We start from the raw sequence: 14,125 nt of genomic DNA, 5'->3' as shown, positions 1-14,125 counted from the left end.
GCCTTTCAGGCTATCAGGTGCGCAGCCAGCGTCGGATCGCGAAGCCCGCGGACAGGGCGGCGAGGATCACTCCGATGCCGATCAGCACCGGGACGACTAGTGCCGCGTCCTGCATCGTGACCCACGTCGTGATGAACGGCACCCTTCCCCGCAGATAGCCGTTGACGCCGAAGTGCACGCCGGCGACGACCGCGGCGCTGGCCAGAGCCGACCCCAGGAAGGCCGCGAACACGCCCTCCAGCACGAACGGGGTCTGGATGAAGCGGTTGGAAGCTCCGACGAGGCGCATGATGCCGATCTCCTTGCGCCTCGCATACGCGGACAGGCGGATCGTCGTGCCGATCAGGAGAGTCGCGGCGATGAGCATGAGCACGGCGATCCCGACCGCGATGTAGGTCGCGACGGTCAAAGCGGAGAACAGGGGCTCCAGGTACTGCAGCTGATCCTTCACCTGCTCGACCCCAGCTTGTCCGCTGAAGGCTTCGGCGAGCACCTGGGACTGGCCGGGATCCTTCATGGTCACGAAGAACACTTCGAAGGCCTGGTCGGGAGTGAGCACGCTCGCCTGGTCCGCGCCGAGCTGGTCGACGAGTTTGGCGTACGTCTCTTCCTTGGTGTCGAAGGTCATCGAGCTGATGAGCGGTTTGAGCGCGTCGCCCTCGAGCTGCGCACGCACGGCTGCCACCTGCTCCTCGCTCGCCGCACCGTCGAGACACGTCTCGGATTCCGACACGGCCGAGCACATGTACACAGCCACCTGGGCGCGCTCGGCCCAGTAGCCGCGCATGACGCCGATCTGCCCCTGCATGAGGATCGCGGCGCCCACGAAGGTCAGGGACACGAAGGTGACCAGCACGACGGAGATCACCATCGAGATGTTCCGCCGGAGTCCGACGAGGGCTTCGGTCAGGATGAGTCCGATTCTCATGAGGTCGGGCCCACTTCCTCGTCGTCCTCGTCGGAGAGACCGAGGCGATCCGCGACACCGAGTTCGGCGACGTCGACCGTCGGCAGGACGATCGGATGCGTTCGCGGGCGTGCCGCCGGAGCGGGTTCGACGGCCGAAGGCGGCTCGACCACCGCGGGAGGTTCGACGGCAGCGGGAGGCTCGACCACGGCGGGGGGCTCGACGACGTTCGCAGCTGCGCCCTCCTGCACCGCGGGCTGCGGCTCCGGCGCTTCGACCGTGCGCGGGGCGGGCGGAACCACCGTCTCCCCGTCGCGATCGACTGCTGCCGCAGCCTGACGCTGACTGGCGAGCTCTTCTGCGAGTGCGGCACGCACCACCGAGAGATCGGCGGTCTGGCGCTGCACCTCCTGGACGGCGGTCAGTGCGGCAGCGGCTGCCGCACCACGCACTTCCTCTGGCACGAGGCGCGGGATGTTGGACGTGTCGCCGTATCCGCCATGCACCTCATCGCGGACCATCTCGCCGTCGCGCAGCTCGATCACGCGGCGCTGCATCTGATCGACGAAACCGGCCTCGTGGGTGGCCATCAGCACCGTGGTGCCCCCCGCGTTGATGCGGGCGAGCAGCTGCATGATGTCGACCGAGGTCGCAGGGTCGAGATTTCCGGTCGGCTCATCGGCGAGCAGAACCTGGGGCCGATTGACGAGAGCGCGCGCGATGGCGACGCGCTGCTGCTCACCGCCCGACAGTTCGTGGGGCATCCGCTTCTGCTTACCGTCGAGGCCCACCAGAGCGAGAGCCTCAGGCACCGCCTGTTGGATGAAGCCGCGGGAGGCACCGGTCACCTGGAGCGTGAACGCGACGTTCTGATGGACGGTCTTCGACGGGAGGAGCCGGAAGTCCTGGAACACCGACCCGATATGGCGGCGGAAGTATGGCACCTTGCGGTTCGCGAGGGCTCGCAGGTCCCTCCCGAGCACGGCGACCCGTCCCGAGGTGGGGACGTCCTCGCGCAGGATGAGGCGCAGGCAGGACGACTTGCCGGAACCCGAGGCCCCGACGAGGAAGACGAACTCCCCGCGCTGCACTTCGAAGTCGACACCGGAGAGGGCGGGCTTCGACGTCCCGCGGTAGCGTTTCGTGACGTTCTCGAACCGAATCATGGCGCTACGAGCCTAAGCGCGGGCTCTTCCCTGACGGCGAGCGACACCCCGCACAGGCACGTCCGCCCTCCGCCCGGATGGGGATTGCTCCCCATGCACACGCCACCGCCGCGTCACCTGCCACTGCTATACATGAAGATGCCGACCGCACGAAGCGGTCGCCGAGTTCTTTCGAGGGGGAGCCATGACGACACCTGCAGGTTGGTACGACGACGGATCCGGACGGCAGCGCTGGTGGGACGGCCAGCAGTGGACGGAACACTTCGCCCCTGAGGCGACGGATGCGGGGTCGGCCTCTGAGGAGCCGAAAGTCTCCGAGACCACGCCGATCGAGGACACGGTCATCGAGGAGACGGTGATCGGAGACACGGCGATCGAAGACACGGTGATCCGTCCGTCCGAGGAGACGGTGATCATTCCCGAGGAGCACGGCTCGTCGGCCCCCGCGGACCAGGGCGATGTCGATGCTGCGGGTGCGACCGCCGCGACGACCCCGCTCGGCGACGACCTCGGCGCCTACTCCGCGCCGGCGGCCCCTCCCGCATACCCGGCAGCCGCCCCCGGACAGTCCACGGACGCCTACCCCGGCGTCGCACCCGCCTACCCCGGCACCACGACGGGCTACCCCGCCGCCGCCCCCTACGGGCAGCCGGTCTCCGAGGAGCCGAAGAAGCTCTCGGTCCTGGGGCTCGTCGGTCTCGGTGTCGCTGCGCTCGGCACGATCCTGGTCTTCATCCCGGTCGTCGGATTCATCGGCTTCGTGCTGCTCGCGGCCGCCTTCGTCGTCTCGCTGATCTCGCTCTTCCTGAAGGGCAAGAAGTGGCCGGGCATCGCGGGCCTCGTCCTCGCGGTCGTCGGCACCATCATCGGGATCATCATGTCGTTCGTCTACCTCTTCGCCTTCGCACAGGGCGTGAGCGAGGAGATCGACAAGCTGCCCACCTCCTCCCCCTCGATCGAGGCATCGGCACCGCCGGAGAGCGAGGGGCCCGACGCCGGTGTGCGTCCGACCTCGCCGGAAGTGGCGCAGGGACTGACCGCCATCCTCGCCTCGTCGGGCGCTGAGGGGTACACGGAGCCCCAGGTGTCCTGCCTCGCCGATCTGCTCGTGGCCTCGGATCTCGACAACGCGACGTTGCGCACGATCGCGGACAGCGACGGCAATCTCACCGACACGGACGCTCTGTACGGTGTCGCCGAGGTGCTCAGCGATACCGAGGCGATCACGGCCTGCCTCGTTCCCTGAGCGACGTCAGCTCAATTCAAGAAGGCCTCGAGGGCAATGCTCTCGAGGCCTTCTTCGTGTGATCGAACCGGTATTCGACACAGGGGCGTCCCCGGCGCTACCGTCATCTTTGACGGCCGCCCCTCGCAGAACGGCCGGCGTCGCGAGGACGACCTCACCACGCAATCGCCGACCGAGAAAGACGCACGGGAACGCCTGATGACAACACCTGCCGGCTGGTACGACGACGGCTCCGGGAACCGACGGTGGTGGGATGGGCTGAGCTGGACGGAGCATGTCGTCACCGGGCACCCCGCTGCCGTCACGGAATCGGAGGTCACGACCTCGACTGCCGAGGACGCGCACGTCGCTGCTGACCCGACGGCTCCCGCAGCGGCGACGGACCCCGGGGTCCCGACGACCGCCGCCACGGGTCAGCCCCTCGGGACCGTGGCCGACCTCGAACCCGCGCCCTTCGCCCCGCCGTACACGCTCGCGCACCAGATGCCTGCCTCCCCGCCGGGACGGTGCCCTCGAACGGTGCGATCTCCGCTCCATACGGCGGGTATCCGGCAGCCTCGTGGCCCACGCCTTCCACCCCGCAAGCCCGCCCCGGCGTCCCTGTCGTGGGCATCATCGGCCTGGCAGCCGTGGTCATCGGCGTCGTCTGCGCGTGCATCCCCGTGATCGCGATCGCCGGGTGGGCACTCCTCGCCGTCGGGTTCGTGATGTCGCTCGTCTCCCTGTTCCTGCGCGGGCGGAAGTGGCCGGGCATCACCGGTCTCGCCCTCGCTGTGATCGGAGCCGTGCTCGCGGCTGCCGTGTCGCTGCTGCTGCTCGCCGCGACATCGTCGGACGGTGCTTCGTCCGCGATCCCGAGCGAACGGCCGACGGATGGAGGCACGTCCACGGAACGTCCGGACCCGTCCGCGATCGAGGGCGCCGAGATGACGAACTTCGCCGATCTCGAGGTCGGTGACTGTCTGCCCCTGGTCGTGTACGACGAGGACGAGCTCGTCTTCGAGCTGCCCGTCGTGCCCTGCGAGCAGCCGCACACCGACGAGGTCTTCTTCATCTACGACGTGGAAGACGGTGAGTTCCCGGGCGACGACGCCCTCACCGAGACCTCGTGGAACGGCTGCTACGAGGCGTTCCAGGCGTACGTCGGCACCTCGTACGAGGCCTCGGAGCTCGACTTCTACAACTACCAGCCGACGAAGGGCACGTGGATCCGGGAGGGGGACCGCACCGTGCAGTGCATCCTCTTCAGCTATGACGATGTGACCGGCACCCTGCGGGACTCCGGTCGCTGACCACAACGATACGAAGAAGGCCCCGGATCGCTCCGGGGCCTTCTTCGTGGACTCAGTCCTCGGTCTTGCGCTTGCGCCAGCGGATACCCGCCGAAATGAAGTCGTCGAGGTCGCCGTCGAAGACCGCAGCCGGATTGCCGGATTCCTGGCCGGTGCGGAGGTCCTTGACCAGCTGCTGGCCGTAGAGGAAGTACGAGCGCATCTGATCGCCCCAGCTCGCGGTGATGTTGCCCGCGAGTTCCTTCTTCTTCGCAGCCTCCTGCTCCTTCTGCAGCAGCAGGAGTCGCGTCTGCAGCACGCGCATGGCGGCGGCACGGTTCTGGATCTGCGACTTCTCGTTCTGCATCGACACGACGATGCCGGTCGGGAGGTGCGTGAGGCGCACGGCGGAGTCGGTCGTGTTGACCGACTGCCCACCCGGGCCGGAGGAGCGGAACACGTCGACGCGGATGTCGCTCTCCGGGATGTCGACCTCTGTGGCCTCTTCCATCAGCGGGATGACCTCGACGGCGGCGAACGACGTCTGCCGCTTGTCGGCGGAGCCGAACGGACTGATGCGGGCGAGACGATGCGTTCCGGCCTCGACCGAGATGGTGCCGAAGGCGTAGGGAGCGTCGATCTCGAAGGTCGCCGACTTGATGCCGGCGCCCTCCGCGTAAGACGTGTCCATGACCTTGACGGGGTACTTGTGCCGCTCGGCCCAGCGCAGGTACATGCGCATCAGCATCTCGGCGAAGTCCGTGGCGTCGTCGCCGCCGGCCCCGGAGCGGATCGTGATGATCGCGGAGCGCTCGTCGTATTCGCCGTCGAGGAGCGTCTGCACCTCGAGCTGGTTGATCAGATCGGTCAGCGCAGCGAGCTCCGTGCGGGCCTCCTGCGCTGAGTCCTCGTCGCCCATCTCGTTCGCGAGACCGACCAGCACTTCCAGGTCGTCGAGACGCTGGGCGATGCCGGTGATGCGGGCGAGCTCCGACTGGCGGTGGCTGAGGGCGCTGGTCACCTTCTGCGCGTTCTCGGTGTCGTCCCAGAGGTCGGGAGCGCCGGCCTCCTCGCTGAGACGCGCGATGTCGTCGCGGAGACGGGAGACATCGACGACCTCGCTGATGTCGCCGAAGGTGTGCCTGAGCGCCTGGATTTCGGCGGAGAGATCTAGTTCGAGCATGACACCTCAGCCTAACGTGCCGCCTGCCCGCACGGGGACGCCATCGTCCGGGAGCTCCGGGCAACGGGAGTAGCGTGAAGTCGTGAGCAGCGCATCGACGGTCCTTCGGCAGTTCGGACCGATGGTGTATCTGCCGACCATCCTGTTCTCGCTCGGCGAGGGTGCGGTGATCCCGCTCATCCCGGTGCTCGCCGTCTCCATGGGAGCGGACGTGGCGTTCGCCGCCCTCGTCGCCTCCTGCCTCGTCATCGGCCAGCTGTGCGGGAACCTCCCCGCCGGATGGGCGGTCGGCAGGATCGGCGAGCGCTACACCATGGTGATCGCCGGGGTGATCTCGATCGTCGCCGGCATCGGAATGGTGTTCGCGCCATCGCTCGGTGTGCTGGCGGCTTCGGTGTTCCTGCTGGGCATCTGCGCGGCGGCCTTCGGCCTCGCCCGGCACGCGTTCATGACCACGCGGGTTCCTGTCGCCTTCCGCGCGCGGTCGCTCTCGCTGCTCGGCGGGAGCTTCCGCCTCGGCATCTTCGTCGGTCCGTTCATCGCGGCAGGACTGCTGCAGCTCTTCGGCAGCGAGAGCGCAGCGATCTGGTTCTTCCTCGGCTGCCTCGTGGTGATGGTCGCGCTGGTCCTTTTCGGGCCCGATCCGGAGAAGATGGTCCCGCCGGTCACGACGGCCACGCGCGAGCGCTATGCGGAGGACTCCGGCGAGGCCGTGAGCGGTTCGATCCCGACGGTCGAGCGTTTGGGCATCTTCCAGACGATGTGGCGCCAGCGTGCGGTGCTCGGACGCCTCGGCCTCGCCGCCGCTTCGCTCTCCGCCGTCCGGTCGGCCCGCCAGGTCGTGCTCCCCCTGTGGGGGCTGTCCCTGGGATTGGACGCATCGACCATCGCCCTCGTCGTCGGTGTCTCCGGGGCCATCGACTTCGCGCTCTTCTATGCGAGCGGCCAGGTGATGGACCGGTTCGGCCGATTGTGGGCGGCGATGCCGGCGATGGTGCTCATGGGAGCGGGTTTCCTGGCGCTGTCGTTCACGCACGACGGGGACGCGGCTGTGCTGTGGTTCGGCATGTTCGCCGCGGTCCTGGGTGTCGGCAACGGCCTGTCCAGCGGCATCCTGCTGACTCTGGGGGCGGATGTCGCGCCGAAGCGGGATCCCGCCGCCTTCCTCGGTTCGTGGCGCACGCTCACCGATGCCGGCGGGGCGATCGCCCCGCTGCTCGTCTCGGCGATCACGGCGGTGGCTTCGCTCCCGTTCGCCGCGGCCACGATGGGCGCCATCGGCCTGGTGGGTGCTCTCGGGTTCCTGCGCTGGATCCCGCAGTTCGTCCCTCGAGCACGGCCCGAGTCCGGCGAAGAGCCGCCGGAAGGAGACCCGGAATGATCCCGAACCTTGAGGCGGATGCTCATCGCCTCGTCGCGACCTTCGTCCCCCGATCCGCACGAGACCGCGCAGCGCAGGCGGACTTCGCCTCGTTCTTCGATGCCGACGGCGGGCCTGTGCACCGCGAGGCAGGCCCTGACCACCTCACGGCATCATGTGTGGTGTTCGATGCCACGTTCCAGCACACGCTGCTGGTCTTCCACCGCAAGGGGCAGTTCTGGGTGCAACCGGGAGGCCACGTCGAGGACGGAGACGCATCGGTCATGGCCGGCGCGCTGCGGGAGTTGCGCGAGGAGACCGGGATCGTGGTGGACCCGGCGGACGCGCCCCTCGCCTACGACCTCGACCACCACGGCCTGTCTTCGCGCTTCGGCGCATGCGCCTCGCACCTCGACATCGGGATCGCCGTCGTGGTCGACCGAGAGTCGGCGCTCACCGTGCGCGAGGAGTCGGAGGACCTGCGCTGGTGGCCCGTCGATGCCCTGCCAGCGGAGGTGCCACCCCAGCTCGTGCCCCGTCTCACCGGACTGCTCACGCAGCTGCAGAGCCCGCGCTGAGCGGGGTTCTCACCGCAGCGCCGTGCGGCTGGTGGCCGTCGACTCGAGCGGGAGTCCGTCAGGCACGAACAGGGACACCAACGGCGGATGCCATTGTGCGGCGACGGTGACGCGCGCCGTGACGCCGTCGGGCGTTCCGGCAGCGGTGAGCGAAGCATCGCCCGGCACCGCTACCACGAGCGACGCGGCCTGTTCTTCGACACCGGCGTCGGTCAGCTCGGCTCGCGCGCCGCCGTCGCGAACCATCAGCGTGAATCCGTCAGCCCCGGCGAGTGCAGCGGAATCGGCGAGCGCATCCAACCGCTTCTGGGCGATGTAGAGGTCGGTGGCGCAGACACACACGAAGATCACGGCCAGCGCGAGCAGCACATACCCGAGCGTGAGGAGAAGCACACTCCCCTCGTCATACTCGATCCCGGCGCCGAGGGTGCGACGGCCCGGCGTCACCGTTCGGTACCCCACTGTCTGGACATCTTCTGCACGGCCTCGGCCTGAACGGCGACGGCGGTTGACCTGTCGAGGCCGATCACCTCCGGCATCAGGGGCAGCCGTACCCGCGTGGAGATGGAGACGACGATCGTCGCGCCAGCCGCCGGGCACTCGAGAGACTGCGGTGTGCAGGAGAGCGTCAGGTCGACCGTGTCCTCGTCCAGACCGTACTCCTCGACGATGCCGGCGAGCACTGCGTCGCTCCGTTCCGCGGCCGTCGTCGCGTCCGGAGCACGGGCGATCACACGAGCGATGTGCCGCGCTGCCGCCTCCGCTCCGAAGGTCTGCTCCTGGATGGCGCCGAGCGCGATCACGAGATAGATGAGCGGGACCAGCAGGATCACCCCGGCTGCGATGAACTCGAGGGCAGCCGATCCCTCGTCATTCCTCCCCGAACGTCTCGGCAGGTGCATGCGCCTCCACCTCCATCGCGAGGGGAATGCCGATCAACCCCAGCAGGGGGAACGTCGTACGGACTCGGACGTCGACCGTCTCGTGCGGCGCGATACCGGAGACTCCGATGCGGACGTCATCGGCATACTCCGACCCGACCGCGCGCGAGATGACCTCCCGGGTGACATCCACACCCTCTTGCGGCGTCGTGTCGGCGAGTGCAGCGTGGTAGGCCCCCTCGACGGCGGCATCGTGGACCACGTTGCGCACGTACACCGCGAATGCGAGCTGCAGCACCGCGAGCGTGAGCGCGGTCAGGAGGGTGCCCACGAGCACGAACTCCACCGGAGCCGACCCGCGATCATCCGCGCACACACGCCGGTCGTCCATCTCAGAGTTCCGACACCCGCTGGATCGCCTGCTCGAACAGCGACGTGAGCGCGGGGCCCGCGACGGCCCAGATGAGCACCACCAACCCGGCGGTCATCAATGTGACGAGGACCCAGCCAGTCGTAGACTTTCACACATGACCAAGCGCGGGGGCATCTATGCCCGTATCTCGAAAGCGGACAAGTCCGTCCCCAAGACCGAGATTCAGGTTGAAATCTGCATGAGGCTTGCCGAGGATGACGGGGTGACCGTTGACCCCCGTCACGTCTTCGTTGACGACGGTATCGCGGCTTCGGGGCGCAACATCGATGACACCACGCTAGAGAACCGCCCCGATGCTCGCCGCCTTCTCGACGCGATGCGGGCCGGGGAACTCGATGTGCTGTACTCCGTGGAGGGTGAGCGTCTGGCGCGCACGTACCTCGACGGCTTGCAGTTCATCCAGGCTTCGACGCAGGGCGGCGTGACCTGGCACCTGGACACTGACGGCAGGCTCGACCCGGGCACCCCAGCCGGTGAGGAAACTGCGGTATCGATCTTCGCGTCTGGACGCCGCGAGGGGCGCGTTCGCATGGCACGGCAGAAACGCCGGTACGACCGCGAGCGTGCGAACGGCATGCCGATCTGGACGGTTCGAAGCTTCGGCTACGAGGACCGGATTCATGTTCGCGAGAGTGAAGCGGTTCACATCCGGAAGGCAGTTCGCGACTATCTCGACGGCACCGCGAGCATGACGGCAATCGCTCATCGGTGGAACGCGATGGGGCTGAAGACGGACGGCATGCAGCGTGAGCGCCGGGGCCGCTATGACGACGAACCAACCCCGGCGCGTGGGTACTGGACTACGACCACGGTTCAACGCCTGCTTCTCAGGCCGCGCAACGCCGGGATTCTCATGCACAAGGGGGCGGAACTTCCGAACTCCCAAATCGAACCGATCATCACGAGGGGCGAACTCGAAGAGCTACAGGCCCGAGTGAAAATCGGAACGCCCGTGGGCGCTCGCGCGAAGTCTGCGCTCGGCGGCATCCTGAAGTGCGAGTGCGGCGCACCGATGCACTTCACTCAGTCTTACTCCCAGCGCAAGGGCGGACCGCGCAACGTTTACGACATCTACAAGTGCAGCCAGACCGCCTTCGACAAGACCCGGCGTCACGCGAGCATCCGCAGCACGATCGCAGAAAACGAGGTCGCGCTTCAGGTCATGGGCTTCATGTCCATCGGGTACGGCATCCAGGATGAGGCACCGACGTACGGCGTTCAGCTTCGAGAGATTGCCGACAAGCTCGCCGCGCTCGATGAGCAGGAGTCGCGCGCCGAGGATGCGCTCATCGAAGGGCTGGGGAACAAGGCCCGACTGAAGGGCAAGCTCGAAGTCATCCGCGCCGAGCGCGCCGAGCTTCGCGCCGAGCGCGATCGGGTCGAAGCGAACCGCGTAGGTGGGAACGTCTTCCGGGTCATGTCTCAGTTGCAGCACGTGATGGAAGGCATCATGTTCGGGGAAGACACTCCCCTGTCGGAACTCGAAAGCGATGCGATCGAGCGAGTTGTCGAAGCCTTCAACGAGGTTCCGCTGGAGGACATGCAGGCGCTGATTCGGGCGCGATTCGTCTGCCTCGTGAAGGTGGGCGGGCGGGGTGCCGAGCGAGTGCGAGTCATCCCGGGTCGCATCGTTCTCTGACTCCCCTCCCCCGCTACGCTTCGAGCATGCAGATTCAGTTCGACCCGTTCGCGTTCGCGGTCGCGATCGCTGCCTTCGCCGTCGCGTGGCGCGCGCACTACCTCGCTAAGACAGCGCCGGAGCTGGCAAGGCGGCGGGACATTCGTGATCAGATTCGCAAGGAGCTGGAGTCTCTTCGTCGGTCGACAACGGACCTCTCGACCATCCTTCAACTGGGCAAGCCACTGACCGCCCCGCCTACGGGTTTCGACGGAACCATCGAGGAGTTCTCTGCTCTCGCTCAACGAGTGCCCGAAGCAGCTCGGCTTGGCCGGATCGAGGCCAAGGTCAGCGGGCTATCCATCAAGTGGGAATCCGCGTTCCATGACGAGTACATGTCCGCTATGGCGAAGCAATCAGTCGTGGACTGGCAGCAGCACGTGGCTAACGCAGATTCACGCGGCGACGAGGAAAGATCAAGCGAGGCGCGGGAGATACTCTCCAAGAACCTGAGCGATCAGGAGAGGTATCGCCGTGCCGAGGATGCAAGCCGAACGCGCGTCAGGGAGCTTCTGAAGGACTTCAAGGACGAGAGCGACAGCTACATCAACTGGCTTGACTCTCTCGACCGAGGCAAGGCCAAGGCGTAAGTCAGTCCCCGCGATCGGATGCATACCAGCGCCCTGCGAGAACACCGAGGGCAGACCCGACCGCCGCGAAGAATCCGATCGCGATCCCGAGCGCGATCACGCGACACCCGCCATGCCCGGAACATACACGTACACGCCCTCGAACGTCATGACGCCGTTCGACTTGAACTCGCGGTAGCCGAGGTTGCGAATCGCGGTGTAGAACTTCGGGCCGCTCTTCGCGCGCACGTTGTTCTGATCGCACCATGCCGCGTACCGGGCGTACAGCGTCGAGCGCGGCACTCGGTAGCTCGTGTTCCCCGCGTCGGCGTACACGAGTTCGTCAGCATCCATCCATTCCCGGATCGGATCAGACTCACGGGCGAAGCGCTCGCGTGCCTCGCTCGCCGCGCCGACGATCTCGAAGTACCGGGCCGGTTCCTCGATGACCTGATCAGTGGGACGACCGTCAGCGTCGAAGACCTGCTTCGGCTCGGTGCGGTAGTACAGCGCACGCAGGGCGTTCATCGCCTTGTTGAAGATGCCGGGAATCTCAGCGTGTAGCGCCGACTCATCGAACGGCTTCGAGCGGTCCACCTGGATATCGAAGGGAAGAATCGTCCAGCGCCGGAAGTACGCGCCCGACGTGTTCGCGCTCTGCCAGACCTTGTTCGTCGAGAAGATCGGCACAGCGAACGGGCGGAACGGGAACGCGTCCTTCCCCTTCCGTTCGTGCGTCATGGTGTCGCCGCCCGTGATCTGAAGGAAGAGGCTCGTGTCATCCATGTAGTTCGAATCGATGTCACCGACGATGTTCGCGGCCTTGCCGTAGAGGCTGGACGCGGCGAACCGGTTTTCGGTCAGGCTCTTCAGGCTTTCGGCTGAGATGTTCTCACGCCCCAGCATCGCTTCGAGTATCCGCAGAAGGGTGCTCTTGCCGGTGCCCTCTCGACCGAGCAGGAGAAACGCGGTCTGAAGCGGGTTGCCGGTCATGAGCATGTACCCGAGTGATTCCCACAGCAGGCCGTGAACTTCGTCCGGAAGAACCGAGTTGAGCCACGCATCGAAGTTCGGGCAAGTCGCGTCCGGGTCGTAGTCGAACGGAAGCTGGATCGTGGATCGGTAGACGGGGTGATGTTCCTCGATCTGATTCCAGTGCCAGTCGTACATGCCACTCCGGAGGTTGATCATGCGATCCCAGGCGGGCGGCTCTTCGGCGGACAGGTGGGCGACGATCTTCTCAGGCATGTATCGCACGTGCCGTTCGGTGACCGAGCCGCGGCCGATCGTGTATCGGTCGCGCAGGGTGCGCGCCACGCGGCGATCAACCACGTCAGGATCAGGGCGGTACACGCCGCCTTCGTATGACCACAGTGAGCCGTCAGGCCCGATAGCAACGCCGGTCGAGACATCCACAGCAAGGGCGTGCGGCTTGAACATGCCGCCTTCGGTGAAGTAGTTCCCGGCCTTCAGCTTGACGGCGCTCATCGTGCGACCTCCACACGGGTACGCAGACTCATGCCGAGCATGATCGTGCGTCCGGTGAGTTCAACGCCGAGGCCGTTCGTCCAGCAGTCGAGGTACGAGTCGTACCAGAACGGCGAACCGTCGATGATCAGGCGGGCGGGCAGTCCCCAGATGGGGTGACGATCCGTGTACTCAGGATCGATCGGAGTAGGTGACATTTCTTGCTCTCAATATGATGAGGCCCCCGAACTGATCCAGTCACGAACATCAGGCGGGGGCCGCATCTCATAAGAGAGAAGAATTTCTACAAGTACCATTGTACCAGAAAGGCGGCTCGTGACTGGAGCTTAAGAGTGTGCCGGATCGGACCGCCTTTAAGGTCTTTGCGGGCACATCAATAGGATAGCACCAATTCGCAATGTCTATTATGTTTGACATCGAGCCTGCCCCAAACGTTGCCCTGAAACTGCCCCAGGCATTTGACTCTATGGAATTGCTGGATACCTTGGGGTACTTTCAGGGCAAGCTCAGGGTAGCGATTGGGGTAGGTAGTTTCGCTCTATGACTGGGATAGGGCACCCAGGGTAGTGATTCTACGAAGAATCGGAGACAGGCTGCTTCACCCGCTGAACGCAGTATGTGGCGAAAAACTGCCCCGCTGCCCCCACGACTTCGACCTGACCCATTATCGCAGGTTCGACCACCTCGACGCCAGCTCGAACGGGCAATCGTTACATCTCGAACTTTAGTGCCCGTACTCTTGCGTGGTTTATATAATGGTCACGCTCAGAATGGTCACTTGTGCAATTCGCGGTACAATAGTTGACATGGATCAACTACCGCTACTTGGCCGATCCGGGGCGGCTCTTCCCCGGGAACCGAAGCACGGCACACTCTCGACCTACAACAACCACAAGTGCCGCGAGTGCCCGGGGAACGCTGACGGCTACACCTGCCGGGATGCGAACCGGGACTACCGGCTTGCGCAGCGGGCCGATGCGCGGCGCGCGCGTGCGGCGGCATCATGACCGCCTTCCACCGAACCAAGGCGTGGCGCGACTTCCGCAACGTACAGCGCGCCCTCATCGAGAAGCGCCTACCTGCACCCTGCGTTGACTGCGGGCGTGCGGTACTCCGTACCCAGAAGTGGCACGTCGGGCACATCATCGCCGTGAGCCTCGCCCCACACCTGGGCCTCGTGCCTGCGAACGTAGGGCCGAGCCATGCCCGATGCAACCTGCGAGACGGCGGGCGCATGGGCGCAGCGAAGACGAACCGCGCTCGCTCTCGTGCGAAGCGCGGGGAGTTCCCGTCATGGTGACCACTTCTGAGAGAACGGCTGAGCCGTCGACTGGGCTCCAGAAGGAGTTTCTTTCCGGAAGCTGG

At 66.1% G+C, this 14,125-nt stretch carries 16 protein-coding genes; 8 read left to right on the top strand and 8 right to left on the bottom strand.

Annotated features, from left to right (window positions below; genetic code table 11):
* Window positions 1–13: 13 nt before the first annotated feature.
* Together ftsX and ftsE are read right to left on the bottom strand one after the other, a co-directional pair.
* Window positions 14–928, bottom strand: coding sequence for a permease-like cell division protein FtsX (gene ftsX, locus AAY78_RS14625; protein ID WP_046749007.1), 915 nt, complete (start codon window positions 926–928; stop codon window positions 14–16).
* A complete protein-coding gene (ftsE, locus tag AAY78_RS14620) occupies window positions 925–2,073 on the bottom strand; it encodes a cell division ATP-binding protein FtsE (protein WP_046749006.1) in 1,149 nt (382 codons plus the stop codon). The genes ftsX and ftsE overlap by 4 nt, the downstream gene beginning before the upstream one ends.
* Before the next feature lie 184 nt (window positions 2,074–2,257).
* Between ftsE and AAY78_RS14615 the strand changes: the two genes are divergently transcribed.
* The 3 genes from AAY78_RS14615 to AAY78_RS14610 all read left to right on the top strand — a co-directional run bounded on the left by AAY78_RS14615 (window position 2,258) and on the right by AAY78_RS14610 (window position 4,611).
* Window positions 2,258–3,319, top strand: a complete 1,062-nt coding sequence (locus tag AAY78_RS14615; protein ID WP_046749005.1) for a DUF2510 domain-containing protein — start codon at window positions 2,258–2,260, stop codon at window positions 3,317–3,319.
* Window positions 3,320–3,517: 198 nt separating this feature from the next.
* On the top strand, window positions 3,518–3,985 hold the full coding sequence (locus AAY78_RS19575) for a DUF2510 domain-containing protein (protein WP_082108706.1): 468 nt from the start codon (window positions 3,518–3,520) through the stop codon (window positions 3,983–3,985).
* Window positions 3,925–4,611: a septum formation family protein gene (locus AAY78_RS14610; protein WP_046749004.1), complete on the top strand. Its 687-nt coding sequence runs from the start codon at window positions 3,925–3,927 to the stop codon at window positions 4,609–4,611. Before AAY78_RS19575 ends, AAY78_RS14610 begins: the two co-directional genes overlap by 61 nt.
* A 52-nt stretch (window positions 4,612–4,663) precedes the next feature.
* Here the strand turns inward: AAY78_RS14610 and prfB are convergent, their stop codons facing one another.
* The gene (prfB, locus tag AAY78_RS14605; RefSeq protein WP_046749003.1) at window positions 4,664–5,773 is read right to left on the bottom strand and encodes a peptide chain release factor 2; all 1,110 of its coding nucleotides are present in this window, start codon (window positions 5,771–5,773) and stop codon (window positions 4,664–4,666) included.
* 121 nt (window positions 5,774–5,894) lie between these two features.
* Between prfB and AAY78_RS14600 the strand changes: the two genes are divergently transcribed.
* Window positions 5,895–7,154: an MFS transporter gene (locus AAY78_RS14600; protein WP_046749083.1), complete on the top strand. Its 1,260-nt coding sequence runs from the start codon at window positions 5,895–5,897 to the stop codon at window positions 7,152–7,154.
* Window positions 7,151–7,711: an NUDIX hydrolase gene (locus tag AAY78_RS14595; RefSeq protein WP_046749002.1), complete on the top strand. Its 561-nt coding sequence runs from the start codon at window positions 7,151–7,153 to the stop codon at window positions 7,709–7,711. Before AAY78_RS14600 ends, AAY78_RS14595 begins: the two co-directional genes overlap by 4 nt.
* A gap of 9 nt (window positions 7,712–7,720) precedes the next feature.
* Here AAY78_RS14595 and AAY78_RS14590 read toward each other — a convergent pair whose 3' ends face one another.
* From AAY78_RS14590 to AAY78_RS14580, 3 genes are read right to left on the bottom strand one after another with little or no spacing between them, the layout of a single operon-like run.
* Window positions 7,721–8,104 carry a hypothetical protein gene (locus AAY78_RS14590; protein WP_171011067.1) on the bottom strand — a complete coding sequence of 128 codons (384 nt, stop codon included), beginning with the start codon at window positions 8,102–8,104 and terminating at the stop codon, window positions 7,721–7,723.
* A gap of 50 nt (window positions 8,105–8,154) precedes the next feature.
* The gene (locus AAY78_RS14585; protein WP_046749000.1) at window positions 8,155–8,613 is read right to left on the bottom strand and encodes a hypothetical protein; all 459 of its coding nucleotides are present in this window, start codon (window positions 8,611–8,613) and stop codon (window positions 8,155–8,157) included.
* A complete protein-coding gene (locus tag AAY78_RS14580) occupies window positions 8,582–8,983 on the bottom strand; it encodes a TadE/TadG family type IV pilus assembly protein (RefSeq protein ID WP_046748999.1) in 402 nt (133 codons plus the stop codon). The genes AAY78_RS14585 and AAY78_RS14580 overlap by 32 nt, the downstream gene beginning before the upstream one ends.
* 136 nt (window positions 8,984–9,119) lie before the next feature.
* Between AAY78_RS14580 and AAY78_RS14575 the strand changes: the two genes are divergently transcribed.
* Both AAY78_RS14575 and AAY78_RS14570 read left to right on the top strand, forming a co-directional pair.
* Entirely contained in the window at window positions 9,120–10,664 is a 1,545-nt protein-coding gene (locus AAY78_RS14575) for a recombinase family protein (RefSeq protein ID WP_046748998.1), read from the top strand.
* A gap of 26 nt (window positions 10,665–10,690) precedes the next feature.
* Complete coding sequence (locus AAY78_RS14570) at window positions 10,691–11,293, top strand: DUF2576 domain-containing protein (RefSeq protein WP_046748997.1); 603 nt, start codon at window positions 10,691–10,693, stop codon at window positions 11,291–11,293.
* Between the two features lie 96 nt (window positions 11,294–11,389).
* Here the strand turns inward: AAY78_RS14570 and AAY78_RS14565 are convergent, their stop codons facing one another.
* Window positions 11,390–12,760, bottom strand: coding sequence for a DNA primase family protein (locus tag AAY78_RS14565; RefSeq protein WP_046748996.1), 1,371 nt, complete (start codon window positions 12,758–12,760; stop codon window positions 11,390–11,392).
* Window positions 12,757–12,957 carry a hypothetical protein gene (locus AAY78_RS14560; RefSeq protein WP_046748995.1) on the bottom strand — a complete coding sequence of 67 codons (201 nt, stop codon included), beginning with the start codon at window positions 12,955–12,957 and terminating at the stop codon, window positions 12,757–12,759. The genes AAY78_RS14565 and AAY78_RS14560 overlap by 4 nt, the downstream gene beginning before the upstream one ends.
* An 806-nt stretch (window positions 12,958–13,763) precedes the next feature.
* On the opposite strand from AAY78_RS14560, the gene AAY78_RS20285 reads away from it, so the two are divergent.
* On the top strand, window positions 13,764–14,060 hold the full coding sequence (locus tag AAY78_RS20285; protein WP_082108705.1) for a recombination protein NinG: 297 nt from the start codon (window positions 13,764–13,766) through the stop codon (window positions 14,058–14,060).
* The last annotated feature ends 65 nt before the right edge of the window (window positions 14,061–14,125 follow it).

Origin of the sequence: Microbacterium sp. Ag1 (genome assembly GCF_001005635.1) — a bacterium.
In the GTDB taxonomy this organism is placed as follows: Bacteria; Actinomycetota; Actinomycetes; order Actinomycetales; family Microbacteriaceae; genus Microbacterium; species Microbacterium oxydans.
Note: the sequence above shows the minus strand (reverse complement) of the source record. Positions and strands in the feature narration are given on the sequence as shown.

Coding starts and splice junctions, on each gene's coding strand:
- ftsX (WP_046749007.1), bottom strand. CDS start 928: ATGAGAATCGGACTCATCCTGACCGAAGCCCTCGTCGGACTCCGGCGG.
- ftsE (WP_046749006.1), bottom strand. CDS start 2,073: ATGATTCGGTTCGAGAACGTCACGAAACGCTACCGCGGGACGTCGAAG.
- AAY78_RS14615 (WP_046749005.1), top strand. CDS start 2,258: ATGACGACACCTGCAGGTTGGTACGACGACGGATCCGGACGGCAGCGC.
- AAY78_RS19575 (WP_082108706.1), top strand. CDS start 3,518: ATGACAACACCTGCCGGCTGGTACGACGACGGCTCCGGGAACCGACGG.
- prfB (WP_046749003.1), bottom strand. CDS start 5,773: ATGCTCGAACTAGATCTCTCCGCCGAAATCCAGGCGCTCAGGCACACC.
- AAY78_RS14600 (WP_046749083.1), top strand. CDS start 5,895: ATGGTGTATCTGCCGACCATCCTGTTCTCGCTCGGCGAGGGTGCGGTG.
- AAY78_RS14595 (WP_046749002.1), top strand. CDS start 7,151: ATGATCCCGAACCTTGAGGCGGATGCTCATCGCCTCGTCGCGACCTTC.
- AAY78_RS14585 (WP_046749000.1), bottom strand. CDS start 8,613: ATGCACCTGCCGAGACGTTCGGGGAGGAATGACGAGGGATCGGCTGCC.
- AAY78_RS14580 (WP_046748999.1), bottom strand. CDS start 8,983: ATGGACGACCGGCGTGTGTGCGCGGATGATCGCGGGTCGGCTCCGGTG.
- AAY78_RS14575 (WP_046748998.1), top strand. CDS start 9,120: ATGACCAAGCGCGGGGGCATCTATGCCCGTATCTCGAAAGCGGACAAG.
- AAY78_RS14570 (WP_046748997.1), top strand. CDS start 10,691: ATGCAGATTCAGTTCGACCCGTTCGCGTTCGCGGTCGCGATCGCTGCC.
- AAY78_RS14565 (WP_046748996.1), bottom strand. CDS start 12,760: ATGAGCGCCGTCAAGCTGAAGGCCGGGAACTACTTCACCGAAGGCGGC.
- AAY78_RS14560 (WP_046748995.1), bottom strand. CDS start 12,957: ATGTCACCTACTCCGATCGATCCTGAGTACACGGATCGTCACCCCATC.
- AAY78_RS20285 (WP_082108705.1), top strand. CDS start 13,764: ATGACCGCCTTCCACCGAACCAAGGCGTGGCGCGACTTCCGCAACGTA.